This is a genomic window from Polaromonas sp. LjRoot131, assembly GCF_964252805.1.
In the GTDB taxonomy this organism is placed as follows: Bacteria; Pseudomonadota; Gammaproteobacteria; order Burkholderiales; family Burkholderiaceae_C; genus Polaromonas.
The window spans coordinates 287,772-314,138 of sequence record NZ_CAXUPF020000001.1 but is presented as its reverse complement, the minus strand read 5'-3'; the positions used below and the strand labels follow the sequence as shown (position 1 = coordinate 314,138).

Sequence of the window (26,367 nt, the reverse complement as noted above, 5' to 3'; positions counted from 1 at the left end):
CTCAGTCCATCCGGGCGCCGCTGGCATCGTCAAACACATGGGTTTTGCCGGCGGCGATTTCGAGGTGCACGACCTCGTCGGGGCGCACGGCCGTGCGGCCGTGCATCACCAGAATGACCTTGGCGCCGTTCACGTCGAGCAGCAGCTCCGTCTCGGCGCCGGTGGGTTCCACCACGATGACTTTGGCCGGTATGCCCTGCCCCGTCGCGGACAGCGACAGGTCGCCGGGCCGCACGCCGTAGTGCACGGGTTGCCCGTCCTGCGCCTGCGCGATCGCGCCTATGGGCCACTGGTGGCCCTGGGCTTCAACCCAGGCGCGGCCGCCGTCCTTGCGCAAAACGCCCTTGAAGACGTTCATGGCGGGCGAGCCGATGAATTGCGCGACGAACAGGTTGCCGGGCCGGTCGAACAGTTCCAGCGGCGTGCCGATCTGCTCGATGATGCCGTCATGCATCACCACGATGCGATCGGCCATGGTCATGGCTTCGATCTGGTCGTGCGTGACGTACACCGTGGTGGTCTTCAGGCGCTGGTGCAGGGCCTTGATCTCGGCGCGCATGGCCACGCGCAGCTTGGCGTCCAGGTTGGACAGCGGCTCGTCGAACAGGAAGACCTTGGGGTCGCGCACGATGGCGCGGCCCATGGCCACGCGCTGGCGCTGCCCGCCCGAGAGTTCGCGCGGGAAGCGGTCCAGCAGCGGGTCCAGGTTCAGGATGCGGGCCGCGTCGCCGACGCGCTTGTTGGTGAGTTCGGCGTCGGCCTTGCGCAGCTTCAGGCTGAAGGCCATGTTGTCGCGCACCGTCATGTGCGGGTACAGGGCGTAGCTCTGGAACACCATCGCGATGTCGCGGTCCTTGGAATCGAGCTCGTTGATGACCTTGCCGTCAATCGACATTTCACCACCGCTGATTTCCTCGAGGCCGGCCAGCATGCGCAACAGCGTCGACTTGCCGCAGCCCGATGGTCCCACCAGCACCACGAACTCTCCATCGGAGATGTCAAAGCTGATGCCGTGGATGATCTTGACCTTGCCGAAGGCCTTTTCAATATTGCGAAACGATACAGAAGCCATGTTTGGTATTTCCCGGGGTCAGCTTTTTACGGCGCCGGCCGTCAGGCCCGACACCATGTAGCGCTTGAAAGCGTAATAAATTGCCGCCGGAGGCAGCGCGTAAATCAGGCCCGTGGCCATCAGCAGTTCCCACGGCGAGTCGTCGGCGGCGAGGAAGTTGCCCAGGGCCACCGCCAAGGTCACGCTGGTGTCCCTGGACAGCAGCAGGAAGGCGTAGAGGTATTCATTCCAGGCCAGCAGCAGCGCATAGGTGCCGACCGCCACCAGCGAGGGCACCATGAGCGGCAGGTAGACCAGCCGGAACAGCTGCATGGCCGTGGCGCCGTCCATCTTGGCCGCTTCGTCGAGCTCGTAGGGCAACTTGTCAGAGGCCTGCTTGAGCACCCAGATGCAATAAGGCGAGGCGATGGTCACCATGGCCAGGATCAGCGACCACTGGTGATTGAGCAAGCCGTAGTTGCCCATGGTCTTGTACATGGGAACGGCCAGGAAGGCGGCGGGAATGAAGTAGGTGAAGAGCGCCATGTTCATCACCGTGCGGCCACCGCGCACCTTGAGGCGGCTGATGGCAAAGGCCGCGGTGGTGGAGACCACCAGCGTCAGCACACCCACCGACAGCGCAATCACCAGCGAGTTGCCCAGTTGCACCCAGAAGTGGTCGAGGTAAAAATGCTTTTGCCAGAACACCGTCTCGAAGTTGTCCAGCGTGGGCTTTTTGGGCCAGAGCCGCCCGGTGGTAGCTTCGTTGCGGGGCGAGATCGCGAACAGCACCATGTGGTAGATCGGGATCAGCGTCCACAGCAGGACCGGGATGCCGATCAGCAGCAGCCTGGCCTCCCGGCTCACGGTACGCAATGTGACGCGGCTCATTTGGACAACCTTTTCATCATGAAATACACCAGCGGCAGCACCAGGGGCAGAGCCACGACGATGGAGGCCAGGGACAGGTCGACCTGGTCCAGCCGCAGGTAACGGATACCCAGCGTGGCCAGCACGTGGGTGAGGTCGGCCGGCCCGCCGCCCGTGAGCAGGTAAACGCTGTTGAAGTCGCCCAGCGTCCAGATCATCGACAGGATGGTCGAGGTCAGGTACAGCGAGCGCATCGACGGCCAGGTGATGAAGCGGAATTTCTGCCAGATCGTGGCGCCGTCGACCGACGCAGCCTCGTATTGTTCGGCCGGGATGGCCATGCGGCCGGCCAGCAGGATCAGCGTCCAGAACGGCAGGGACTTCCAGATGTGGGCCAGCATGGAGAAAGACAGGGCCAGCGTCGGGTCATTGAGCCAGTTCGGCCCGTCTATGCCCGTCAACTTGAAAATCAGGGTGTTGATGACGCCCCACTCGGGGTTGAGCATGAAGCGCATCGACAAAATGGTCGGGATGGACGGCACCGCCCAAGGCAGGATGAAAATCACCGACAGCGCCTTGATCCACCAGCGCGTGTTCAGGAAAAATCCCGACAGGAACAGAGCGACCATCATCTTGATGTTCACCGCCACGACGATGAACACCACCGTGTTGACCAGCGAACGGAAAAAAATCGGGTCGGCGAACAGCCTGACATAACTCTCCGGATGGCGTGCCAGCCACAGGCCGTAGCCCACCGGGTAGATGACAAAAACCAGGAAGATCAGCAGGTAGGGAACGACCAGCGCGAGCCCCCACTTCTCCCACGAAGTCATGGCGGCGCGTTCGGCGCGCACGGAAGGGGCGGCCTGTTGGATGCTTGCAGTGCTCATGCTTTGCTTTGTTGACGCGCGCCGCCTGCCCGGGATCCCAGGCAGGCGGCGCGGCTTTCTTCAGTCGATACCGTTTAGTTCGCCACGGTCTTGATGCGGGCGATCATTTCGTCAACGGCCTTGTCCACGGGCACCTTTTCATTGATCACGCGATTGGCCGCCTTGGCCCAGACGTTCTCGTTGTTCAGGATGGTGAACTTGTAGTTCTTGGTGAACTCGAAGTTGACCGTGCCGTTCATGAACTGGTTGTACACGGCTGTGCGATGAGAATCGGCTTTCCAGAACGGCCGCTGCTGCCCCGCCTTGGTCACCGGGAACCACCGGCCCAACGAGCCTTCCACATACGGCGTGAGGTTTTCTTCCTGCATCAGGAAGGATACAAACTCCTTGGCGCGGGCCTTGTTCTTGGCCTGGTTGAACACCACACCCACTTTGACGGCGGCACGGTAAACCATCTTGCTGCCATCAGGCTTGTTCGGGAAGCCCGCAGTGCGAATACGCTCGGTGTAATTCTTTTTCGCAAGCTCGCGCTCCTCCGGTTTCAGGGCCGCGTTGTTCATGTCGTCCAGCCACTTCGCAGCGATGGAGATCGTGGCGTTATGGGTCAGGATGGTGGTCTTGTTGTGGAAGGCGACGTTGTTGTCCGGATCCTTCCAGCTGGTGGACGACGGTGGCGTGCAGCCCTTGGCGTAAGGCTGGGTGTAATCCGTCAACGCACCGATCAGGCCGGCGCGAACCTTGGGATCATCGACCAGCAGCTTGCCGCTGTCGCTGACCAGGGTCACGTTGTAGGCGTCCATAAAGGTCAGGAAGGAGTAGAACGAGTCGCTCGAATCCACGCCCAGGGGCTGGCCGATACCAAAGGTGCGGTTACCGGTCTTCTGACGGTGGGCGGGCTGCACCTTGTCACACCAGAAGGACCAGTAGTCTTTCCACCCGGTGGGGATGTCGGACTCCTTGAAGCCGGCTTCATTGAGCATGTCCACCCAGTACTGGATGTGCATGGTCTGCTGCTTCATCGGAAAGGCGTAATAGGCCCGGGTCTTGGCGACGTCGTTATAGAGGAAAGCGGTTTCCACCGTGTTGGGCGCGAAACGCGCGCGCATGGGGTTGATCACGCTGCTGATGTCTTCAAGCTTGCCGTCGAAGGCCCACTTGCCGGCGACCTGGAAGTCATAGACGTCGGCATAGGCCACATCGGGCGGGCTGCCGGAATCCAGGGCCGCGACGGTTTTCGGAATCATGTCCTGCACGGGGTATTGCGAGAGCTCGATCTTGACGCCCTTGTGTTTTTCTTCGTACTTCTTGATCGCGGCGAACAGCGCGTCGTCTTCGGCTTTGTAAAAGCCCTTGACCCACCAGACGGTGAGCTTTTCCTGGGCGGCGGCCTGCCCCGCCGTGATGAGGCCAGCCGCGACCATCGCGGCGGCCAGAATTGTCTTGAGTTTCATTGGGTTTGTCTCCTCTGCGGGTGGGTTGTTGAACGGCAAAAAACTCGGGAGGGGTTCATTGACGCGTTGTTATCATATGATGATTAAACCCCGAGTCTTCTATGGAAAACCCGAAGCATCCCGCCCCTGATTCAATGCCATTCCGGCACGGGGGTAAAGAGGGCTTGCCCGGCAAAATGGGCACTCAGGTTGTCGACGGCCAGCTTCGCCATGGCATGGCGCGTCTGCACCGTGCCGCTGGCCATGTGCGGCGTCAGCACCACGTTGTCCATGGACCAGAGCGCCTCGGTGGGGTGCGGCTCTTTCTCGAACACATCCAGCGCCGCGCCGGCGATCACGCCTTGCTGCAGCGCATCAACCAGGGCAGCCTCATCGACCACCGAACCGCGCGCCACGTTGATCAGGTAGCCCTCGGGGCCCAGCGCCTTGAGCACCTCGGCGTTGATCATGTGGCGCGTTCCGGCGCCACCGGGCGTGATCACGATCAGGAAATCCACCTGCGCGGCCAGCGCCTGCGCCGTGGGGTAAAAGGTGTAAGCGAGTTCGGCTTTCGCGCCGCGCCCGGTGTAGGCAATCGACATGCCGAAGGCTTCCGCGCGGCTCGCGATGGCCTGGCCTATGCGGCCCAGGCCGACGATGCCCAGGCGCGCGCCCGAGACCTTGCGCGCCAGGGGCATGGGCCCTTCTTTGGCCCAGCGGCCGGCACGCACATAGCGGTCCGCCAGCGGAATGCGGCGCGCCACCGACAGCATCAGGCCTATGGCCAGGTCCGCCACCTCGTCGTTGAGCACGCCGGGCGTATGCGTGACCGGAACGCGTTTTTCCAGCGCGGCGGCGACGTCCACACCGTCGTAGCCCACGCCCATGATGGAAACAATTTCCAGCGCGGGCAATTGTTCCATCAGGGAACGCGGCACCTTGGACTCCCCGCCCCCGGCGATTCCCCGGATCAGCGGCGCCACCCTGGCGAAAGCCGCCGGGTCGCTTTCATGCAGCCTGTCATGGACTTCATAAGCCGCCTGCAGCGGCTCCATCAGGAAGGGCGGAAGCTTGGCGACGGTAAGGATGTGCGGGCGGTTGGACGGGGCGGACAAAGGGCGGACTCCTGCGGTCATGGTTTTCACTAAGATAATGGGGTCAATGGTATGACGATAATATGTTTGACGATTTAAGGATTTTCCCGCATGAGCACACCACCCAAGAAAAAACCCGCCCACGAACTTCGCAGCCAGCAATGGTTCGGCCGCCAGGACCGCGACGGCTTTGCCTACCGCAGCTGGGTCAAGGGCAAGGGCGTCCCGCACGACCAGTTCGACGGTCGGCCGGTCATCGGCATCTGCAACACCTTCAGCGAACTGACGCCCTGCAACTCGCATTTCCGCACGATCGCCGAGCAGGTCAAGATAGGCGTCTATGAGGCCGGCGGCTTCCCGCTCGAATTCCCGGTGATGTCGCTGGGCGAAACCCTGCTGCGCCCCACCGCCATGCTGTACCGCAACCTGGCCAGCATGGACGTTGAAGAAAGCATACGCGGCAACCCCATCGACGGCGTGGTGCTGCTGATGGGCTGCGACAAGACCACACCCTCGCTGGTGATGGGCGCGGCCAGCGTCGACCTGCCCACGGTGGGCGTCAGCGGCGGGCCCATGCTGAGCGGCAAATGGCGCGGCCAGGAACTGGGCTCGGGCACCGGCGTCTGGAGCATGAGCGAGCAGGTGCGCGCCGGCACCCTGAAACTCCAGGACTTTTTCGAAGCCGAGAGCTGCATGCACCGCAGCCACGGCCATTGCATGACCATGGGCACGGCCTCGACCATGGCCAGCATGGTCGAAGCGCTGGGCATCGGCCTGCCCGGCAACGCCGCCTACCCCGCGGTGGACGGCCGGCGCAACGTGCTGGCCCGCATGGCCGGCCGCCGCGCCGTCGAAATGGTGCACGAAGACCTCACGCTGTCGAAAATCCTCACGCGCGAAGCATTTGAAAACGCCATCAAGACGCTGGCCGCGATCGGCGGCTCAACCAATGCCGTGATTCACCTGATCGCGATGGCCGGGCGCATCGGCGTAAAGCTCACGGTGGACGACTTCGACCGGCTGGCCAGCGAACTGCCCTGCTTGGTCAACCTGCAGCCCTCGGGAAAATACCTGATGGAAGACTTCTGCTACGCCGGCGGCCTGCCGGTGGTCATGAAGGAGATCGCGCAGCACCTGCACACCGGCGCCATCACCGCCAACGGCAAAACCATAGGCGAAAACATCGCCGACGCGGAGAACTACAACACCGACGTCATCAAGCCGCTGTCCGCGCCCTTCAAGGACAAGGCCGGCATCGCCGTGCTGCGCGGCAACCTCTCGCCGCGCGGCGCGGTCATCAAACCCAGCGCCGCCACGCCGGCACTCATGGTGCACAAGGGCCGGGCCGTGGTGTTTGAGACCATTGAAGACTTCCACGCGCGCATCGACGACGAGAACCTGGACATCGACGAAAACTGCGTGATGGTGCTGAAGAACTGCGGGCCCAAGGGCTACCCCGGCATGGCCGAGGTCGGCAATATGCCGCTGCCGCCCAAGGTGCTGCGCAAAGGCATCACCGACATGGTGCGCATCAGCGATGCCCGCATGAGCGGCACGGCCTACGGCACCGTGATCCTGCATACCGCACCCGAAGCGGCAGCGGGCGGCCCGCTGGCATTGGTGCAAAACGGCGACATCATCGAACTTGACGTCCCCAATCGCCGCCTGCACCTGCACGTCAGCGATGAAGAGCTTGCGCGGCGAATGACCAGCTGGAAAGCGCCCGAACCCCCGCTGTCTTCAGGGTACTGGAAACTGTACATCGACCACGTGCTGCAGGCCGACGAAGGCGTGGACCTGGATTTCCTGGTGGGCAAACGCGGCTCTTTTGTGCCGCGCGACAACCACTGAGCCGGGTACAGCGCGGGTACGGGGCGGCACCCGGCTCGCGGGTACCATTGGGGTTTGAGGCGCGGCGTGCTTTTTTTCCGGCTTTCTTCCCTGAAAAAGGCCCGCCCCGGGATGCCGCAAGAAGCCAGGAAACCCAATGCAAGCCAGAAAATTCGATGTCATCGCGCTCGGCGAAGCCATGGTGGAATTCAACCAGACCACCGCCGGCCAGCCCAACTACCTGCAGGGCTTTGGCGGCGACACCAGCAATGCCGTGATCGCCGCCGCGCGCGCCGGCGCCAGCACTGCGTATCTGACTCGCCTCGGCGGCGACACTTTCGGCCAGTCCTTGATGGCCTTGTGGGACGCGGAAAACGTCTCCACAGCCGCCGTGCAGCAGGACACCGAAGCCAGCACAGGCCTTTATTTCGTCACCCACGGCCCCAAGGGGCATGAGTTCAGCTACCTGCGCGCTGGCTCTGCGGCCAGCCGCATGACACCGGCCTGGCTGCAGCAGGCCGGCGCGGCCGATGCCGTGCGCCAGGCCAAGGTCCTGCACGTGTCAGGCATCTCGCTGGCGATTTCCGCGAGCGCGTGCGACACGGCCTTCGCCGCAATGAAGATTGCCAAAGAGGCCGGCACCCTGGTGTCCTTTGATTCCAACCTGCGGCTCAAGCTCTGGCCGCTGGACCGCGCACTGGCCTGCACCCGCCATGCCGTTTCGCTGTGCGACATCTTCCTGCCCAGCCTGGAAGACATCACCGCCCTCAACGGCATGACCGATCCCGACGCGGTGGTGGACTGGGGCCATGCCCTGGGCGCCAAAACCGTGGTGCTCAAGCTGGGCGGCGACGGCGCGCTGGTCAGCGACGGCACGCGGCGCGAACGTGTGCCGGTGCACCGCGTGAAACTGGTGGATGCCACCGGCGCGGGCGACTGCTTCTGCGGCAACCTGCTGGCGCGCATTGCCCAGGGCGACTCGGTGTTCGACGCCACGCGTTATGCCAACGCAGCCGCGGCCCTCACGGTGCAGGGCTATGGCGCCGTGGCGCCGCTGCCGCGGCCCGAACAGGTCAGGGCTTTGCTGTGAGCCGGCTGCTCGCGGTCGACTGGGGCAGCTCGTCGCTGCGCGGCGCGCTGCTCGATGCCGACGGTGCGGCACTCGATGAACGCGCCTTCCCACGCGGCATCCTGACGGTGGAGGCCGGCGGCTTTCCCGATGTTTTTCAAAGCTGCTTCGGCGACTGGATGACACCCGGCACGTTGTGCCTGATCTCCGGCATGGCCGGCAGCAAACAAGGCTGGCGCGAGGCGCCCTACTGCGCCTGCCCTGCGGGCTTTGACGCGATTGCCGCCGCGCTCGAATGGGTGGAGCCCGGCCGCATCGCCATCGTGCCCGGCCTGAGCATCGACAAGGCCGGTGTTCCCGACGTGATGCGCGGCGAGGAAACCCAGATCTTCGGCGCGCTGCAGCTGCTGGGCCTGGAGCATGCGCGGCTGGTGCTGCCAGGCACGCACAGCAAATGGGCCACCGTGAGTGATCGCAAGGTGACGGACTTCTCAACCTGGATGACCGGCGAGTTCTATGCGCTGCTGCGCCGCCACTCCATCCTGGCGCGCATGCTGCCCGAGGACGAACCCGCGCTGGATACCGCCGCCTTCGACCAGGGTGTGGCCCATGCGCTGGCCGGCCCCGGCCTGCTGAACACCGCCTTCAGCACGCGCACGCTGTCGCTGTTCAACCGGATGAAGACTGAGGCACTGCCAAGCTATTTGTCGGGCCTGGTCATAGGCGAAGAGCTCAAGTCACAGACGCTGCCGCGCGGCGAGCCTGTGGTGGTCATGGGCGCAGAGGCGCTCACGGCCCGTTACGAACAGGCGCTGGCCCAGCTCGGCGTGCCGGTCCAGCGTGTTGGCGCGGGCGCCACCTGGCGCGGCCTGCGTGCCATTGCCGACACACTGGGCTGAGCACGCCACCCCGTCGATAGAACACCATGAACCACGCACACCAAAAATTCACCCAGGCCCTCACCACCCTCCCCCTGGTAGCCATTCTGCGCGGGCTCACCCCCGCCGAAGCCCTGCCCGTCGGCCAGGCGCTGGTCTCCACGGGCTGGACGCTGATCGAGATTCCGCTCAATTCGCCGCAGCCGCTGGACAGCATCGCCGCCATGGCCGGCGCCTACCCCGAAGCCTTGATAGGCGCGGGCACCGTGCTCACCACCGAAGACGTGCGCAATGTGCAGGCCGCAGGCGGCCAGCTCATCGTCTCGCCCAACTTCAACCCGGCAGTGGTACGTGAAGCCGTGCGCCTCGGCATGGTCTGCCTGCCCGGCGTGATGACCGCCAGCGAGGCCTTTGGCGCGCTCGAAGCGGGCGCCACCGGCCTCAAGATTTTCCCGGCCGAGATGATCACGCCGGCGGTGGTGAAAGCCCTGCGCGCCGTGCTGCCGAAGCAGGCCCCGGTGATGCCCGTGGGCGGTGTCACGCCGGACAACATGGGCGCCTACCTCGCGGCCGGCGCCAACGGCTTCGGCATAGGCTCGGCGCTGTACAAACCCGGCATGACGGCAGCCCAGGTGGCCGACAGCGCGAAGAACTTCGTCGCCGCCTACACGGGTACCATGCGGGCATGAACACTTCTCCGGCGCCAGCACCCACCATCTCCTTCGGCCTGGCCGGCCGCGTCTGCATCGTCACCGGCGGGGCGCAAGGCATAGGCGAGGCCTGCGCGCGCCGCTTCGCGCGCGAACAAGCCCTCGTGGTGATTGCCGACATCGCCGACGCGCCTGGCGCGGCATTGGCCCAGGAGCTGGGGGGGCTGTATGTGCATTGCGACGTCGGCGACAAGGCCCAGGTCGATGCGCTGGTCGCGCAAACCCTGGCCGCGCACGGCCGCATCGACGTGCTGGTCAACAACGCCGGCATCTTCAGGGCCGCCGAATTCCTCGACGTGACCGAAGCCGACTTTGACGCCGTGCTGCGCATCAACCTCAAAGGTTCCTTCCTGGTAGGCCAGGCTGTCGCGCGCGTCATGGCCGCCGCCGGCAAAGGCAGCATCGTCAACATGAGTTCGGTCAACGGCGTTCTCGCCATTCCCACGATTGCCAGCTACAACGTCAGCAAGGGCGGCATCAACCAGCTCACGCGTGTGATGGCGTTGTCGCTGGCCGGCCAGGGCGTGCGCGTCAATGCCGTCGCGCCCGGCACCATCGCCACCGAACTCGCCGCCAAGGCCGTGCTCACCAGTGACGAAGCCAAGGCCAAGATCATGAGCCGTACTCCCATGAGGCGCCTTGGAGAGCCTTCCGAGATTGCCGATACGGCGGCTTACCTGGCCAGTGACGCGGCCAGCTACATCACGGGTGAAATCGTGGTGGTGGATGGCGGGCGGATGACACTCAATTACACAGTCCCGGTTTAATCGGGCTGACTTTGGCCGCTTTGACTGCTAGCCTGTGCTGGCAAGGCGCCACTCCGGCGCCAGCCAGAAGACTGGAGGCACCATGGCCACGATCTACAAGGAATTCACCGTCGACGCGGGCATAGACAGCGTCTGGGACGCGCTGCGCGATTTCAATGCGGTACACCGGCGCCTGGCACCCGGCTTTGTGGTGGACTGCAAGCCCAGCGAGGGCGGCCGCACCGTGACCTTTGCCAACGGTGCGACAGCGCAGGAATTGCTGGTGGGTATCCACGAAGGGATGCACCGGCTCAGCTACACCATCGCCGGCGGCAAGGCCAGCCACCACATGGCTTCGGCGCAGCTGCTCGCCGAGGGCGACAAACGCACGCGTTTTGTCTGGATCACCGATGTGCTTCCTGATTCGCTGGGGGACTACATTGACGCGATGATGACGCAGGGGGTGGTGGTTATGCAGCGGGCGCTGGGTGGTTCTTCGGAAAAGCCTGCGGGCTAGGCGTCGAAGCTTCTTTGCTGTTTTGTACGCTGGTGTTGGGTTGAGTTCCGGGGCCGGGGTCGCCCGGCATGCGACTCACTTTTCTTTGCTTCGCCAAAGAAAAGTAAGCAAAAGAAAGGCGACCCGCAGTCTGGGTCCCTACGCTTCGCTTCGGGCAACCTGCGGTGCTCGACTACGGCGGGGTCTCGCGCAAACTCGCTTCGCTCAGACAAGCGCGATCCCTGATCCGCCTACGTCTGCGCTCCTCGGCCCAGCCAGGACGGGGCAATCTGGAGCGGGGACAGAAGACAGAAATACAAAGAACAAAGAAGACAAATACAACAAGGACTCGCCAAGGCGAGTCCTTGTTTCTTCAGGTATTCGTTATTGGTATTCGGCTGTTCGGTATTCCTGTCCCCACCCCTTGTGGATGCGCCGAGGAGCGGAGGTTCAGGCGGATCAGGGATCGCGTTGTTTGAGCCGAAGGCGAGTTTAGCGAGACCCCGCCTGAACCGAGCACCGCAGGTTGCCCGCAGCGAAGCGGAGGGACGCAGCAACCAGGGTCGCCTTTTCTTTTGCTTACTTTTCTTTTGGCGAAGCAAAAGAAAAGTGAGTAGCCGCCGGGCTACCCCCGGCCAGTAACCCTCAGCAGAGGGCGCACAGCCGGAGCAAGACCCGGCATTAGACCGGCCGCCGAGCCAACAAAGCCCAAACCCCAGCCATAGACAACAACGCCCCACCCGCAAAATGAAACCTCCGCTGCGCACGCGGCGAAGCCAGCAAACTGCGAGCCGAGGCGGCAAACACCGCGTAAAGCGTGGCGTTCAAACTGGCCATCACCACAAAGGTCGTAGCAAGCACCCACAGCTGCCGTGTCACGTCAGCGGCCGGGTTGAGGAACTGCGGCAGGAAGGCCACAAAAAACACAATCCCTTTGGGGTTGAGCGCGGTGACCAGATAAGTGTTGCCGAACAGCTTCCACAAGGAGCCTGGCGCTTCGGGCGCCGCGGCCTGCATGGGCGAAATACCGGCGCGCAAGAGCTTGATGCCGAGATAGAGCAGGTACAGGCCGCCGGCCCATTTGACCACCGTGAACCAGAAGGCCGAAGCAGCCAGTAAAGCCCCCAGGCCGAACAGCGACACAACCAACGCCGTCGAGTCGCCTAACGCCACAGCAGCGACCAGCGGAATATTCGCGCGCCGGCCATGCGCCATCGAATAGCTGATGACGGTGAGGATAGTGGGGCCGGGAATGATGAGCAGGACGGCGGTTGCGGCGACAAAAGCGAGCCAAAGCTGAAGGGACATGGTGCGTGTTCCGAAGTTGCGGGGCTGAGAAGCTGCGGGGATTGGGTTTCATGATAACGCCGGTCGCCCGCATCTGCCTAAAATCGCCCATGCCTTCCGCCGCCCCACCCAAGCCTCTCACAGTAGCCGTGTCGCCCGCCGCGGGCCTTTTTACCGACGACAGCCGCACCACGCGCTGCGCCTGGTGCCAGGCGACGCCGCTTTACCGCAACTACCACGACAGCGAATGGGGGTTTCCGGTCGACGACGAACGCCGGCTGTTCGAGAAGATCTGCCTCGAAGGCTTCCAGGCCGGCCTGAGCTGGTTGACCATTTTGAACAAGCGCGAATCCTTTCGCAGCGCCTTTGCCAACTTCGATGCCGAGCAGGTAGCCCGCTTCGATGCGCGCGACATCAAGCGCCTGGTCAACGACGCAGGCATCGTCCGCCATGCGGGCAAGATCGCCTCGACCATCAACAATGCACAGCGTGTGATCGAACTGCGCAAAGAGTTCGGCTCGCTGGGCGCCTTTGTCTGGCGGCTGGAGCCCGAAGCCAAAAGCCGGCCCGCGCGCATCACGCACGAGGCCGTCAAAGCCATGCCGACTTCACCGGCATCCATCGCGCTGTCCAAAGACCTGAAAAAACGCGGATGGAGTTTTGTGGGACCGACCACGATGTATGCCTTCATGCAAGCCATGGGCCTGGTCAACGACCACATCGAGGGCTGCGCGAGCCGCAAGGCCACGCTCGCGGCGCGCAAGGCCTTCACCTCGCCCAAGGTGTCGTAAGTTATAGCCAGCGTGCGCGCTTGAAGCGCCAATAAAGAAGCGAGCACGCCACCACAATCATGCTGATGGCCATGAGATAGCCGTAGCGCCACTTGAGCTCGGGCATGGCTTCGAAGTTCATGCCCCATATGCCGGCGAACGCCGTGCAGACCGCAAAGATACTGGCCCAGGCCGCGAGCTTTTTGGTCACCTCGCTCTCCTCAATGGTCACCATCGCCAGATTCACCTGGATGGCCGTGCCAATCGTGTCGCGCATGTTCTCGATCAGCGCATTGATGCGTGTCAAATGGTCGACGACATCGCGGAAATAATCCTGCACGCCGGCGCAGATCTGCGGCACGCGGCCGCCGTAAAGCTTGCTGGCACCTTCGAGCAGCGGCGCAACCGCATGCTTGAGCACCATCACGCTGCCCTTGAGTTCGTAGAGCCGCTCGATGTTCTTGCGCGCGGCGCCGGGCGTGAAGATTTCTTTCTCTATCAGTTCCAGTTCGGTTTCGAGTTCGTCAAGAACGGGAAAGTAGCGATCCACCACCGCGTCCATCAGGGCGTACAGCACGAAGCCCGAGCCGTGGCGCAGCAGCTCCGGCTCGCGCTCGCAGCGTTCACGCACACCCAGGAAACCCTTGTTGCTGCGGTTGCGTACCGAAAGCACATAGTTCTTGCCGGTGAACACGTCGACCTCGCCGACGTGAAGTTCGCCCGGCTTGTCGGTGGAAGGCTCCACCAGGTGCAGCACTGAAAACAACGAGGCGCCGTATTCTTCGATCTTGGGCCGCTGGTGGCCGTGCCGGGCGTCTTCGACCGCCAGTTCATGCAGGCCGAACTCGTGCTGCATTTCCTCAAGCTCTTCCGGCGTGGCATCTTGCAGCGCCACCCAGACAAAAGCATCGGGCCGGCAGATGTAGTCGCTGATCTCGCTGACCGGGATGTCGGCCAACTTGGTGCCGTTCTGGTAAACCACGCAATTGATAAGCATTTTTTATATCCCGCAAGTTGCCTGCCTGCGTGGATTCTGTCACAGCGAGAGCCACTCACAAACCCTCCTGGTGTTGTTGCGCCGCCTTGCCGTGCTGTAGCACTGTCTACCGGCGGCACGCCTAGCCAGGACCGCTTCGCTGGGTTTGTGAGTGGCTCTCGACCCTGCCTTTTTGCCAAGTTTTTGGGTTCAGGCTGCCTTGCGCGGCACCACCAGCTTGTAGGTCGACTGCTGCAGCACGTCGCCGTGCTGGTTGAGCGTCTGGCTGCGCACCACCACCCTGCCCCGGTCGGGCCGCGACACCGAGGGGGTCACGCTGACCACCTCGGTTTCCACATGCAGCACGTCGCCGGGCCGTGTCGGCTTGGGCCAGCTGATTTCACCGCCCGCGCCTATGATGCCGCCGGCCAGCGGCAGGCCGCCGCCCACCAGCAGGCGCATGGTGATGGCCGCCGTGTGCCAGCCGCTGGCGGCCAGGCCGCCGAACAGCGTGGCCTTGGCGGCTTCGTGGTCCAGATGGAAAGGCTGGGGATCGAACTGTGCCGCGAACGAAGTGATTTGCGCTTCGTCCAGCGCGTGCTCGCCGCTCACAAAGCGGCCGCCCACCCTCAGGTCATCGAGGTAGTGCAACGTGGCGGCGCCGGGCGCTTGCGTCGTGGTATTCATGGGGTGTCCTTGATGTGAGGTCGCCGACTCATGCCGCGGCCTTGGCGGCCATCCGCCTCGGCAGCAGCGCCTCGCGTATCGGCAGGTTCACCAGCGCGGCGCCCGCGGCCAGCACGATGTCGATGTACCAGACCCAGTCGTAGCTGCCCGTGGCCTGGAACACATAGCCGCCCAGGTAGGCGCCCAGGAAGCCGCCCACCTGATGCGACAGCATGACCACGCCGAACAGCATGGCCATGTTGGCCGTGCCGAACATCTTCGCCACCAGGCCCACTGTGGGCGGAACGGTCGACAGGAAGGTCACGCCCATGACGGCGGCAAAAATCAGCATCACCGCCGGTGTCTTGGGTGCCAGCAGGAAGATGAGCACGGCAAGTCCGCGCGTCGCGTACAACAGGGCCAGCAGCGACTTCATGCGCCACCGCCCCACGGCCCAGCCCATGGCCAGGCTGCCGACGATGTTGAACAGGCCGATCATCGCAAGCGACCATCCGCCGATTTCAGGCGGCAGGCCGCAGGCCGCCACCACGCCCGGCAGGTGGGTGGCCAGAAACGCCACGTGGAAACCGCAGACCAGGAAGCCGGCAGCCAGGTAGCGGTAGCTGGGCGTGGCGATCGCCTGGCTGATGGCCTGGCGCGCACTGAGCGCCTTGGTGCCTGAGGCCGCAGCGGCCTGCGCCGCCAGCGCTTTTGAATTGCCCTTGAGCACCAGCACCGCCGGCACAGCCAGCAGCACCAGCGCGCCCAGCCACTGCATCGCGCTGGCCCAGCCTACCGCGGCGGTCAGGCCGATGGCAATCGGCGCCATCGCGAACTGGCCGAAGGAGCCACCCGCGTTGACGATGCCCGTGGCCAGGCCGCGCTTTTCCGGCGCCACCAGGCGCGTGCTGGCAGCCATCAGCACCGAGGGGCCGGCCATGCCGGCGCCGCCCGCGGCCAGCACGCCAATAGCAAAAATCAACCCGGCCGTGCTGGTCATCAGCGGCGTGATGATGGTGCCCACGGCCACCAGCAGCACACCGAAAAAAATCACGCGGCCGGTTCCTATGCGGTCGGCCACCGCGCCGGCAAAGGGCTGCGTCAGCCCCCACCAGAGCTGGCCGAAGGCGAAGGCCAGGCTGATGCTGCCTATGCCCAGCGCGGTCGAAGTGTTGAGCGCCGAGAGGAACAGGCCCATGGTCTGGCGCACGCCCATGGTCAGGGCAAAGGTGCCGCCGGCGGCCAGCAGCACCAGCCACATGGCGATATGGCGCGCTGGCAATGCGGTAGAAGGCGCGCTGGGATTGGAAGGCTCGGGATTACTCATCATCAGCTCCAGATTCGATGGGGGACAAAAGCTCTAAAGATTCATTGATCAGGTTGTGCAAGGCCAGCACGCGCCCGGTGCCCAGCAGCGCGTTGAGCTGCTCTTGCGCCACCTTCCAGCGCGAGCGGGCTTCTTCGCGCTTGGCGCGGCCCGCGTCAGTCAGCACCACGGTGCGGCTGCGCGCATCGCTGCCCGCGGTGAGTTCTATCCAACCGGCGTCGATCAGCGGCTTGAGGTTGCGCGTCAGGGTGGAGGCGCTCATCTTCATGCCGCGCGCCAGCTCACCGGGCCGCATGGGGCCGAGCTTGAGCACATAACTCAGCAGCGAATACTGCGTGGTCTTCAGCCCCGCCTTGGCCATCTCAAGGTCGTAGTGATGGGCGACGCGGCGCATCAGCTGACGCAGCTTCAGGTTGGTGCAGCCCTGCACCTTGAGTTCGGCCTGGGTTGACAGGCGGGTTTTCTCGCTCATAATTTGATTGTAGCTACAACTATTGCATATGCAACTTTTATGGACAGCATGACCCCACAAGACACATTGGCTCAGTGGATGGAACAGAGCGCCGCGGTGCGCGACCGCATGGAAAAAGGCGGCGGCCGGCCGGGCCTGGCGCGGCCGGAGGACGTGGCCGGCAAAACCGGCATGGAAGTGATGAGCGCCATGCTGGCCGGCAAGCTGCCCTACCCCCACATCGCCGAAACCCTGGACTTCGCGCTGATCGAGGTCGAGCCCGGCAAGGCCGTATTCCAGGGCACGCCGCAGCTCAAGCACTACAACCCGTTGGGAACGGTGCACGGCGGCTGGTACGCCACCTTGCTCGACTCAGCCGTGGGCTGCGCGGTGCACACCATGATGCCCGCGGGCCGCGCCTACACCACGGCCGAACTGAGTATCAACATCGTGCGCGCCGCCTCGCACAAGACCGGGCCGCTGCGCGCCATAGGCACCGTGATCCACTGCGGCCGCCAGCTGGCCACCGCCGAGGGCCGCATCGTCGGGCCGGACGGCAAGCTGTATGCCCATGCGACCACGACTTGTTTGGTGTTTGAGGTGCCGGCGCAGAAGTAAGCCCGGCGAAGGCTGCCAGCATGGCCCAGGGCGCCAATTGGACGAACTGCCGGTTTCGGTAAAAACCGGCCCCACATCGAAACCAGACATTGTCCGCACGCGGGCAATTTTTGTTTTATTTTTGGGCTCGAACCGAGGTTCAAGCGAAATAAGCAGGGAATCCCCTGTCATATCTGACAGGGTAAAGGTTGATTCAGCCTTGCTCGGCGCATAGACTGCGCAGACATCAAGAAGAAGTGACGCTTGTGGGATGAAGAAGCACGTGGGAACGCAAAAAATCCGGGCATCCATCTACCTGGAAGAAAGCAGAACAAAAAACACTTGGCGAAACCAACCGTCTAACCTGGAGATGCACCGCAATGATGACCTATCTGAACAACCATGCGCAGCCCCCCTTTCAAGCCCTGCACGGCGCGATGGATGCTTCTGCAGCCATTTTTCCCGCCAGGGGAGTCCCCTTCATTCCGCGCCAGCAGGAAAATTTCATCGACGAAATCACGCTTTGCCACCTGGATGCCCCGCCAAAGCTGGAGAAAGTCCAGGCCCTGCGCGAGCACATCAACCTGCCCTCCGGATGCCGGGACGCGCAGTTCTTTGAACAAGAAAAAAAAGAGACGAAATGGGGTTTGTGTTTGCGTTTGAGTTCCACCGCGTCGTGATTGGAACCTTGAGGCTGGTTCCCATGCACAGGGGTCTGACATCACTTGAAAAGCTGTTGGCGGAAAAACAATTGATCGAATCGGCCATCTGCCAAAACAGCTGGGAAATCGGGCGCCTTGTATTGAATCCCGACTACAGAAGCGGTCCCGATCTCGTGAAGAGATGCATATTCCTTGGGGTTTCGTACCTCGCCCAGCATACTGATGGGCGAAATCTTTTTGCATCCTGCACGCCCGTGCTGAGCCGGCTTTACAGGCGTTTCGGGTTCTCCACCATTGCCAACAATTTACGGGTGGATGGGGCGGACGAATCGTATGCCTTGATACATGGACATGTACCGGATATTCTCAAATCGACTGCGTGCCAGTAACTCATGCGGGAATATTTCGTATCGCAGCCGCGCACTTCGGCGTGGATCTAAAGAGTTTTCTATTGGTAATTTCCCCGCGCAAACAGCATTGAAAAATATATGGGCTGGTTGAAAAGACTCTTTGGCCACTATGAGGCTTACCACGCGCACGGCAGGCCGCTGCTCAAGTACATTGGCATCGTCGGTGCCCTGACCTATGTGGTGTTTTACCTGATACGGTTCACGAAACCCAATCCTCGTCCCTACGATGACCTGGGAATGCGGGTGCTGGTCGTAATTCTCTTTACCGTGCTGGCCATGAAAAATCACTGGCCCCAGAAACTCAAAAAATACTACTTTTCCTACTCCTATTGGGCATTGATCTATTGCCTGCCGTTTTTCAATGTATTTCTTTCGCTGAAACGGCACGGAGGTATCCCTGCGATTTCCAATTGTTTTATCGCGCTCAGTTTTCTGGTCATGATTGCGGACTGGCGCAACACGATTGCCATGCTCCTGATCGGTTGCGGTAGCGCGGCACTGCTTTATGTGGCCATCACCCCTCATCCCGCAATACCCATGGATATGGTGGCCCAACTCCCCGCCTACCTGCTGATTCTTATCGGCGGTGCCGCATTCAAACTCTCGGAAAGGCAAATCGATGCCGAAAAATTGCGCCTTGCAAACGCTCTTGCCGGCTCCATTGCCCATGAAATGCGCAACCCGTTGGGGCAGGCCAAAATGAGCCTGGAGAGCATCGGGGAGATGTTGCCGGCCAACGGCAACGCAATCCCGGCTGAAGACATTTCCCGCATGCGCCAGTTTGTCAACATAGGGGAAATCGCGGTGCACAGGGGCCATCAGGTGATCGACCTGATCCTGGGGTCTCTCAAATCCAGCACGGTGGATCGCAGCAAGTTTGCCTACCTGTCCGCCGCAAAGGCCACCCAGAAGGCAGTGGATGAATACAGTTTTGTCGAGCGGGACGTTCGCGACGACCGCGGCAATTTACGCGACCGCGTCACAGTGCGAGTCGTCAAAGATTTCGCTTTTTATGGGGACGAAACTCCCTACGTTTTTGTGCTCTTCAACTTGATCAAGAATGCACTCTATTACCTCGGGCAGAAGGCCGACGCAACCATCGTGTTGACGGTAGACGATCACAAGGTGATCGTCAGGGACACGGGGCCCGGCATCGACAGGGAGGTTTTGGCCCACCTGTTTGAGTCCTTCATGACTTCCGGAAAAGCCGAAGGGACAGGCCTCGGGCTGTCGTATTGCAAACGGACCATGCAAAGCTTCGGCGGCGACATTCATTGCGACTCCGTGGTGGGTGAATTTACGCAGTTCACACTGACCTTTCCCCTATTGCCGCAAACCGAAATCGGCGAAGTCGCCACGCCCTTGCAGACTCCAATGCTGCCCGCCAGGCCGGTGATCTCCAGCGATATCCTGGAAGGCCGAACCGTCATACTGGCCGAAGATGACGAACTGAATCGCCTGATGGTGGGGGACTGTCTGAAAAGCTGGGGCCTGAATGTACTGGAGGCCGAAGGAGGGCGCCAGGTTCTGGCCCATTTGAACAACACGCCAAGTGTCGATTTGATCCTGATGGACATGAACATGCCCGGCTTGAACGGCGTGCAAACGACTCAGGCCATCCGCTCGCGGGATTGGGAGCACCGGGGCATTTTTATCCTCGCACTTTCCGGGAACTCCGAAGAGCTTGATGTCAGGACAGCCTTGAAAGCGGGCATGAATGGCTACATCCTGAAGAATGGCGACATGAAGTTGCTGCAAGGAAAAATGCTCGAAGCCCTGGCCGGAACGGAATAAGCCAGGGGACACCGCGGAGCCCTCACCGGCAATGGCCGCGGCGCGCATCGCCACAGCCTTTGCGTCCCTACACGAAGTGGCCTGCACAGAAAGCGAAGTTTGGCGACAATCGGGCCATCCACGACTCCCACCCTATACATCCATGAGACTCCTACACACCATGCTGCGCGTTGGCAATCTCCAGCGCTCCATTGACTTCTACACCCAGGTGCTGGGCATGAAACTGCTGCGCACCTCGGAAAACCCCGAGTACAAATACAGCCTGGCCTTTGTCGGCTACGGCAACAACCCCGAGCATGCCGAGATCGAGCTGACCTACAACTGGGGCACCGAAAGCTACGACATGGGTACGGCCTTCGGCCATATCGCGCTGGGCGTGCCGGATGCGTACGCAGCCTGCGAGAAGATCAAGGCCGCGGGCGGCAATGTCACGCGTGAAGCCGGCCCGGTCAAGGGCGGCACCACCGTGATCGCTTTTGTGACGGACCCGGACGGCTACAAGATCGAATTGATCCAGCGCGCCGAGAACGCCGCGGGCGGCGGTCTGCGCTAAGCGCTCAACCTGGTGCTGTAACTGGCAGGCCTGCGTATCAGCGGCGCGCAGGCCCCTCTTTAACGACCCACTCCGCATTCGGCGTCTCCGCGAAAATTTCAGGCGCATACATGGCCTCGAGCCGTGTTGCGGGAAACCTGAATTCGCCGGCATTGTTGATGCGGACCGAATACTCCGTGCTCCAGCTTCCGCGGGGAACCCACCGGTAGTAGCCTTTGTAGCTGTCTGCGGCGCGTTCGACATAAGAAGGCCAGACGGCGCCGGCGTTTTGCTGGCCTCGCTGGGCCAGCGCGCTTTCGCGCCCCAGGCCGCGGCCCAGTATCGTGGCACCCGAAGGCACGGGGTCATGCACTACGACCCAGGTCAGGTCGGCCTGCGAATGCATGGTGAGCCGTATCCGCGCCACATCGCCCACCGACCACTGGCCTTTGATTTTCTGCTCCACGGCCGTGATGGTTTTTTCGACCCGCATGCCGGCGTTGTGGGGTTTGTCCAGGCGCACCGCAGCCTTGATGCTCACCGTCGCCCACGGCGCGCCGCTGCCCTGGTGCGTGATGAGCAGCGTGTCGCCACCGGGTTGCGGCTCCAGCCGCAGCAGCGCCTCCGGCGGCTTGGGCCACACCACTGTCCGGGCCGATTTCGGTTCGCCCGCCAGGCTCAGTTGTGTGCTTCCGCTGACCGGGCCTTTCTCGGTGCCTGCGGCAAAGCGCTGCAAGGCAATCGTGGCCCAGGCGTTCGCCGCCGTGGTCGACCACCGCCCCTGCTGCTGGCGGCCTGTCAGGCCCGTGATGACGAGCGGCACATCGTCTTTCCAGCCCGGGTCTATCGCTTGCCACTGCTGCAGCACCAGCGCCGTGCGCGCGGCGGCCAGGTCGCCGCTCCACATAAACCACCACCAGTTCTCGCGCTCTTCATTGCGCCAGTTCAGGCGTGTCCCCTGCACGTCATAGCGGCTGCGCAACAACGCCGCGGCGGCATCCAGGTCGGCGGCGGAGCGCGATCCAGGCGCCTGCGCCAGCAGGGCACGCACCCAGTCGGTGAGCGCGACCGTGGGCAGGCTGCCCGGGTCTTCCGGCCGCACCGGCAGCGCCGCCGTGTTGCTCAGCGTACGCTGTTCGATCAGCGTGGCCTGCAGGGACAGCTTCCGGGCGACCGGGTCGCTGCCACTGGGCATCCAGTCCTGGCCGGGCAACTGGCCCTGAAGGATTTGCTGCAAGCCCGCCAGCATGCGCGTACGCGACGCGGCCGGGATGGCCCAGCCCTTGGCCGCGGCCACGTCCAGCAGGTGCGCGGTCAGCGTCTCGCTGCCGGCCAGGCTGTTTTCGGGGAAATACCGGGCCAGCCCGTTAGCGTCCAGGTAGCGCGGGAGGTCGGCCATGAGCGCATCCCAGGCTTTCACGTCGCCGGCCACCACGGCCTTGCTGCTGTCCTGCTCCAGGCAGGCATAGGGGTAGGCGGCCATCCATTGCCGCACTTCGGCCAGCGACGCATCGACCAGGCTGTCCTGCAAGGCCACGCCGACCACGGCCGATTGGGGCTGCGCATTGGACGGCATCACCACGGGCAGGCTGGCCTGGCCCTTGACCTGCAGCAGCGTGGCCTGCCGTACGGTGACGGGAAGCGCCGGCAGCACGGCCTGCTCGACGTCCAGGGAGTCGGCCACGCGGCCGTCCGGCGTGGTGGCCGAGATGCGCCAGGCCAGCGCGCCGGCGCCCTGCGGCACCGCGATGCTCCAGGAGACCGGCTGCGACTGCCCCGGCGCCAGGCGGACCGTGCGCTCCGCGGCAATGGTTGTGGCTTGCACCGCCACGGCGCCGGTCTTCACCGCGACCCGGGCCTTGAGTAGCAGGGACACCGCTGCAGGTCCGCCGTTGCGGACCGTCACCTGCTGGACCAGCCGGTCGCCGCTGCGCACCACCGGCGGCAGTCCCGAAAAAATCTGCACCGGTTGCGTGGTTTGCACACCGGCCTCGCCGGTGCCGAACTGCTGCGCGCCCTGCTGCACGACGGCGACAATGCGCCAGCGTGTCAGGCTGTCGTTGAAAGGCACCGTCACCAGCGCCTGGCCCTGCGCATCCAGCGCCAGCTCGGTGCTCCAGAACGCCAGCGTGCTGAACTGGTTGCGTACCGCCGCACCTTCCGCGCTTTCCGATCCGTCCGAGTTGCGCATCATTGCGGCCGGAGGAGCGGCAACCGGCGCATTGGCCGGGGTCACAAAACGGCCCCGATCGTCCTGGGGCCAGAAGCCGGGCTGGGCGCCAAACACCAGCGAACGCGCCAGCTGGCCTTCCAGTCCCGACCCATGCACCTGGATGCCGCGCTGGCGCATCATGGCCCCCAGCAGGTTCCAGCTGGGGTTGGGGGACAGCGCCAGAAGGGCTTCGTCGACCGCCACCAGTGTGAGCTTCGCGCCCGCCGCCGGGCTTTGGTCCTTGCGCTGCACGGCGCTGACCTTCACGCTCACCGCCGTGCGCGGCGGCAGCACGGTTTTCTCGGGTTCGACCTTGACGTCCAGCGCGAACACCGTGGGTTGAATGCCGACGCTCAGTACCGCGTTGTTGGCAAGCGCCTGCGGCTTGCCTTCCACCGGATCGGGCAAGCCGGCCAGGCCGCGCATGAAACGCGCGTGGACCTGCACATTCGGGGCCTGCTCAGGCCGCAGGGTAATCGGCAGCGTGGTGACCGGCTGGGTCAGCGTGTAGATGGCCGTGTCCAGCACGCTTTCGCGCTCGACCGTCAGCAACAGCGTCGCGGGCAGAAAGGGCGCGCGCACCGAGATCTGCACCGGCCGCGCCGCATCCACCGGCTGCGTGCCGGCCAGCGCCAGCAACTGCTCGTTGCGCGGATGCAATTCGTACTCGTTCACAAACACGCTGCTGCTGATCGCCTTGCCGGCGCTGTCGCTGCCCTGTATGCGGAACAGCCAGCCGGGACTTGCGCGTTCGCGCGGCTCGGGCAAGGCAGGCATCGCGGCCGCCTCGCATTCGATCTGACCCTTGAGATCCGTCTGCGCCGCGCAGACCGCCTGCTCGTTACCGGCCAGCTCAATCCTGTAGCCGCCCTCATAGATCCGCCAGGCAGGCCGCACGGACACGGCGACTTTGCGCCCGGCCAGCGGCTTGTCGTCGGCATCCAGGACCAGGCCGCCCACGACCGCGACGGGCGTGCCTTTCGCCGCATCGGTGCGGGGCAGCACACGCACGCCCAGCCGGGTGTCCGAATGCCAGAGGACAAAGCGCTGCGCGATGGTCTGCACCTCGCCGCTGGGGTCGGCGAACTTCATCTCGGCGAGCAGCGTGGCGGGACGGTCGAACACCGGCAACTCGACAAGCAGCAGGCTTTTCCCCTTGGCGTCGAGGCGCGATGTGATGGACTTGAAAGGCGGCTCCTGCGCCCTCGGCAACAGCACGTCGGCAAAGCTGTAGCCCTGCACGGGTACGGTCGCATTCAAGACATAGCGGCCCTGAAGCTCGACCTTGTGCTGCACCGCCGCACCGCCGGCCATGAAAGCCAGGCTCAGCGTCGCCGGCAGGCTTTGTTTCCCGGCGCGCCAGGCGGCCTTGCCCGTGAGCGCGGCTTCGAACACCGGGGCGCGGAATTCTTCCACCACAAAATACATGCCGTAGGTGGAGCCATCCGGACCGGTCACAGTGGCCCTGTAGGTGCCCAGCCTGGCATTGGCCGGTACCGTCCATTGGCTGAGGGCCTGGCCCGCCGCATCCCAGGCCAGCGGCAGGGACGCCACCAGCTCGCGCTCAAAATGCAGGTCGACCTTGCCCGTCCCGGCCGGGAAGTTTCCAAAGCCGGTGGCAAGCCGCTTTCGCACCAGGTGCTGCATATGGACCGTATCGCCGGCCTTGAAAAGCATGCGGTCCAGGATGGTGTGGCCTATGCTCGACAGGCTGCCATAGTTGTAGCGGTAGCTGCCGCTGTCATCGACCAGCAAGGCAAGGTCCTTGCCCTTGCGCGCAACCACGAGCACCCGGTCCCGGCCCTGCCCATAGCGGTCGGCGCAGGTGCCGGCCTGGGGCAATCCGGTCAGGGACTGGCTGATCCTGAACAAGCCGTTCGCATCGGTGTCGCCCTGGGCCAGCGCGCGCCCCTTGCAGCTCATCACGTCGACCGACACGCCGGCCACCGGCAGTCCGCTGTCCAGCGCGGTAACCCAGACCAGGGACTCGCCGCCGTGGCCTATGCGCGTGCTGATGTTGAGGTTGGTCACAACAACCAGGGCCGCGCGCTGCTGGGGCCCCCGCTGCTCAGAACCGGGCGCGCCCGCCGCGCCGGCCATCTGCCCGGCGAAGGCGCTGCTGTGAGCCTCCGCCAGGTACAAGCCGGGCTCGGCCAGGGCCAGCGGCACAAATTCCATGGCGGCGCCCTGCGTGGGAACCTGCTGCAGGCTGCTGCCCGCCCAGTCCCGGGACTGCTGCGCGCTGACGGGATACGGCCGCGGCGGCGTCTCATAAGCCTGCGGCCAGTCCTGCATGCTCCGCCAGAGTGCCAGGGCACTTGCCGAACTTGCCGCCCGCACCGCCAGCGCATCGCCCGGCGCCTTGCCGTCCAGGCTCTCGCCGCCAATGCGCATCAGCTTCACCGGCACGGCCTTCTCGGTGCGCCGCACCGCCAGCGGCCATAGCGAGGATTTGCCGGTTTCGAAGGGCAGCACGCCGCTGCTTTGCGCAAAACCCACATAGGGCGGTAGCGTGGAGGTTTTCGCGCGCCAGGGAAATGCGTCCCGATTCGACAGGCTCCGGCCGTCGACGTCGGCCAGGCCCTCGGGCAGGGTCACCACCAGCACCGAGTTTTCCGCCGGCACCGGAATGGAGGGCGAGCGTTCTGTGGCCAGTGAGCGGCCGGTGTCCGGGTTGTACCAGCCACGCTCCACCTTGACCGGCAGTGCCGCACCGGCGGCATCCCGGACCACGACCTGGTTCAGCCAGGACAGCGCCACCTCTTCGGTGAACTCGAGCCGGATGGGCTGCCGCGGGTCACAGCCTTCGGTCGCATCGAGCTGCACGCAGCGCAGCTCCGCACGCAGCAGCGGCCGCACCGTGTAGTTGCCCAGCGATTGATCGTCGCGGCTGCTCACGCCCTGCGGCGAGGCAATCTCCTTGCCCCACAAGAGCCGCACCGCTGCGCCGTTGGGCAGCGGCTGCGCGCAACTGACCGCAAACGTGTCGGCTTCCGAAAAACGCGGGACCTGGTAGCGCCGCCGCTGGGCGGCCGACTGGTATTCCTCGCGTGCCCGTTCGACTGGAAGCACTTTGACCGGATGCTGCACGGTACCGACGACACAGCGCAGGCCCTGCGCCACAGCATCACGGCTTGTCGCGGCGCTGGCATGCAGCAGGAAAACCTGGTCCTCCTTGATGCGGGCGCCCTCGGCCGGTTCAGACCAGTCCACCTTGGGCCCGCCGGTGCTGAAGTGCCAGGCTTGCCGCGGCTGGCGCAGCGCCGCCCCGGCCAGCGATTGCAGGCCTTCGCGCAATTGCGCCTGGCAGCGTACGCCTGCCGGCAGGGGCGTCTTGAACTCGGCCACCCAGCGCCGCGTATCCACCCAGCGCATGGTGAGGGCCGGCAGCGACGTGCCTTCGCAACTGAGGACAAGGGGCGGGCTCGCGTCGGCCTCGCCCAGCTTCACCATGTCCTGGCTGAAGCGCACCGCTACCTGCTGAAGCGAGCGTATTTCGCCCTGCGGGCTGAAGCTTTCAACGAAAGGAGAAGTCTCCGTCTGGGCGGGAGCCGCCACGGCGGCAAGGGCCAGGCACACAAACACAGCGCCATGGCGCATCGCGGAAGCAAACATGCGG

General features: G+C 63.9%; 23 protein-coding genes. 12 read left to right on the top strand and 11 right to left on the bottom strand.

Going from position 1 to position 26,367, the window contains the following annotated elements; all coding sequences use genetic code 11:
- Window position 1 precedes the first annotated feature (1 nt).
- The 5 genes from ACSQ27_RS01455 to ACSQ27_RS01435 form a co-directional block, all read right to left on the bottom strand.
- Entirely contained in the window at window positions 2-1,072 is a 1,071-nt protein-coding gene (locus ACSQ27_RS01455; RefSeq protein WP_436153707.1) for an ABC transporter ATP-binding protein, read from the bottom strand.
- Between the two features lie 18 nt (window positions 1,073-1,090).
- The gene (locus ACSQ27_RS01450; protein WP_436153706.1) at window positions 1,091-1,942 is read right to left on the bottom strand and encodes a carbohydrate ABC transporter permease; all 852 of its coding nucleotides are present in this window, start codon (window positions 1,940-1,942) and stop codon (window positions 1,091-1,093) included.
- Complete coding sequence (locus ACSQ27_RS01445) at window positions 1,939-2,811, bottom strand: carbohydrate ABC transporter permease (protein ID WP_436153705.1); 873 nt, start codon at window positions 2,809-2,811, stop codon at window positions 1,939-1,941. The genes ACSQ27_RS01450 and ACSQ27_RS01445 overlap by 4 nt, the downstream gene beginning before the upstream one ends.
- 74 nt (window positions 2,812-2,885) lie before the next feature.
- Complete coding sequence (locus ACSQ27_RS01440) at window positions 2,886-4,262, bottom strand: ABC transporter substrate-binding protein (RefSeq protein ID WP_436153704.1); 1,377 nt, start codon at window positions 4,260-4,262, stop codon at window positions 2,886-2,888.
- A 131-nt stretch (window positions 4,263-4,393) separates the two neighbouring features.
- The gene (locus ACSQ27_RS01435; RefSeq protein ID WP_436153703.1) at window positions 4,394-5,356 is read right to left on the bottom strand and encodes a 2-hydroxyacid dehydrogenase; all 963 of its coding nucleotides are present in this window, start codon (window positions 5,354-5,356) and stop codon (window positions 4,394-4,396) included.
- Window positions 5,357-5,446: 90 nt separating this feature from the next.
- Here ACSQ27_RS01435 and ACSQ27_RS01430 point away from each other — a divergent pair, with 90 nt between their 5' ends.
- The 6 genes from ACSQ27_RS01430 (at window position 5,447) to ACSQ27_RS01405 (ending at window position 11,085) form a co-directional block, all read left to right on the top strand.
- Window positions 5,447-7,186 (top strand): IlvD/Edd family dehydratase, encoded by a 1,740-nt coding sequence (locus tag ACSQ27_RS01430; RefSeq protein ID WP_436153702.1) that lies wholly within the window; start codon window positions 5,447-5,449, stop codon window positions 7,184-7,186.
- 136 nt (window positions 7,187-7,322) lie between these two features.
- Complete coding sequence (locus tag ACSQ27_RS01425) at window positions 7,323-8,255, top strand: sugar kinase (RefSeq protein WP_436153701.1); 933 nt, start codon at window positions 7,323-7,325, stop codon at window positions 8,253-8,255.
- Entirely contained in the window at window positions 8,252-9,133 is an 882-nt protein-coding gene (locus tag ACSQ27_RS01420; RefSeq protein ID WP_436153700.1) for a 2-dehydro-3-deoxygalactonokinase, read from the top strand. The genes ACSQ27_RS01425 and ACSQ27_RS01420 overlap by 4 nt, the downstream gene beginning before the upstream one ends.
- A 26-nt stretch (window positions 9,134-9,159) precedes the next feature.
- Complete coding sequence (locus ACSQ27_RS01415) at window positions 9,160-9,801, top strand: 2-dehydro-3-deoxy-6-phosphogalactonate aldolase (RefSeq protein ID WP_436153699.1); 642 nt, start codon at window positions 9,160-9,162, stop codon at window positions 9,799-9,801.
- A complete protein-coding gene (locus ACSQ27_RS01410; RefSeq protein ID WP_436153698.1) occupies window positions 9,798-10,589 on the top strand; it encodes an SDR family NAD(P)-dependent oxidoreductase in 792 nt (263 codons plus the stop codon). Before ACSQ27_RS01415 ends, ACSQ27_RS01410 begins: the two co-directional genes overlap by 4 nt.
- Window positions 10,590-10,671: 82 nt before the next feature.
- Window positions 10,672-11,085, top strand: coding sequence for an SRPBCC family protein (locus ACSQ27_RS01405; protein WP_436153697.1), 414 nt, complete (start codon window positions 10,672-10,674; stop codon window positions 11,083-11,085).
- A 660-nt stretch (window positions 11,086-11,745) separates the two neighbouring features.
- Here the strand turns inward: ACSQ27_RS01405 and ACSQ27_RS01400 are convergent.
- Window positions 11,746-12,372, bottom strand: a complete 627-nt coding sequence (locus ACSQ27_RS01400; protein ID WP_436153696.1) for a LysE family translocator — start codon at window positions 12,370-12,372, stop codon at window positions 11,746-11,748.
- Window positions 12,373-12,461: 89 nt separating this feature from the next.
- Here ACSQ27_RS01400 and ACSQ27_RS01395 point away from each other — a divergent pair, with 89 nt between their 5' ends.
- Window positions 12,462-13,142, top strand: a complete 681-nt coding sequence (locus ACSQ27_RS01395) for a DNA-3-methyladenine glycosylase I (RefSeq protein ID WP_436153695.1) — start codon at window positions 12,462-12,464, stop codon at window positions 13,140-13,142.
- A 1-nt stretch (window position 13,143) separates the two neighbouring features.
- Here the strand turns inward: ACSQ27_RS01395 and ACSQ27_RS01390 are convergent, their stop codons facing one another.
- From ACSQ27_RS01390 to ACSQ27_RS01375, 4 genes are all read right to left on the bottom strand, one after another.
- Window positions 13,144-14,118, bottom strand: coding sequence for a magnesium and cobalt transport protein CorA (locus tag ACSQ27_RS01390; RefSeq protein ID WP_436153694.1), 975 nt, complete (start codon window positions 14,116-14,118; stop codon window positions 13,144-13,146).
- Between the two features lie 189 nt (window positions 14,119-14,307).
- On the bottom strand, window positions 14,308-14,784 hold the full coding sequence (locus ACSQ27_RS01385; protein WP_436153693.1) for a MaoC family dehydratase: 477 nt from the start codon (window positions 14,782-14,784) through the stop codon (window positions 14,308-14,310).
- A gap of 28 nt (window positions 14,785-14,812) precedes the next feature.
- Window positions 14,813-16,090, bottom strand: coding sequence for an MFS transporter (locus tag ACSQ27_RS01380; RefSeq protein ID WP_436153692.1), 1,278 nt, complete (start codon window positions 16,088-16,090; stop codon window positions 14,813-14,815).
- On the bottom strand, window positions 16,083-16,562 hold the full coding sequence (locus ACSQ27_RS01375) for a MarR family winged helix-turn-helix transcriptional regulator (RefSeq protein WP_436153691.1): 480 nt from the start codon (window positions 16,560-16,562) through the stop codon (window positions 16,083-16,085). Before ACSQ27_RS01375 ends, ACSQ27_RS01380 begins: the two co-directional genes overlap by 8 nt.
- Before the next feature lie 48 nt (window positions 16,563-16,610).
- Between ACSQ27_RS01375 and ACSQ27_RS01370 the strand changes: the two genes are divergently transcribed.
- From ACSQ27_RS01370 to gloA, 5 genes are all read left to right on the top strand, one after another.
- On the top strand, window positions 16,611-17,159 hold the full coding sequence (locus tag ACSQ27_RS01370; protein ID WP_436153690.1) for a PaaI family thioesterase: 549 nt from the start codon (window positions 16,611-16,613) through the stop codon (window positions 17,157-17,159).
- Window positions 17,160-17,518: 359 nt separating this feature from the next.
- Window positions 17,519-17,818 carry a hypothetical protein gene (locus ACSQ27_RS01365; RefSeq protein ID WP_436153689.1) on the top strand — a complete coding sequence of 100 codons (300 nt, stop codon included), beginning with the start codon at window positions 17,519-17,521 and terminating at the stop codon, window positions 17,816-17,818.
- Window positions 17,779-18,189, top strand: coding sequence for an N-acyl amino acid synthase FeeM domain-containing protein (locus tag ACSQ27_RS01360; RefSeq protein ID WP_436153688.1), 411 nt, complete (start codon window positions 17,779-17,781; stop codon window positions 18,187-18,189). The genes ACSQ27_RS01365 and ACSQ27_RS01360 overlap by 40 nt, the downstream gene beginning before the upstream one ends.
- Window positions 18,190-18,288: 99 nt before the next feature.
- Window positions 18,289-20,004: a hybrid sensor histidine kinase/response regulator gene (locus tag ACSQ27_RS01355; protein WP_436153687.1), complete on the top strand. Its 1,716-nt coding sequence runs from the start codon at window positions 18,289-18,291 to the stop codon at window positions 20,002-20,004.
- Window positions 20,005-20,146: 142 nt separating this feature from the next.
- The gene (gene gloA / locus ACSQ27_RS01350) at window positions 20,147-20,557 is read left to right on the top strand and encodes a lactoylglutathione lyase (protein WP_436153686.1); all 411 of its coding nucleotides are present in this window, start codon (window positions 20,147-20,149) and stop codon (window positions 20,555-20,557) included.
- A gap of 37 nt (window positions 20,558-20,594) precedes the next feature.
- Here gloA and ACSQ27_RS01345 read toward each other — a convergent pair whose 3' ends face one another.
- Complete coding sequence (locus ACSQ27_RS01345) at window positions 20,595-26,363, bottom strand: MG2 domain-containing protein (protein WP_436153685.1); 5,769 nt, start codon at window positions 26,361-26,363, stop codon at window positions 20,595-20,597.
- Window positions 26,364-26,367: the final 4 nt, after the last annotated feature.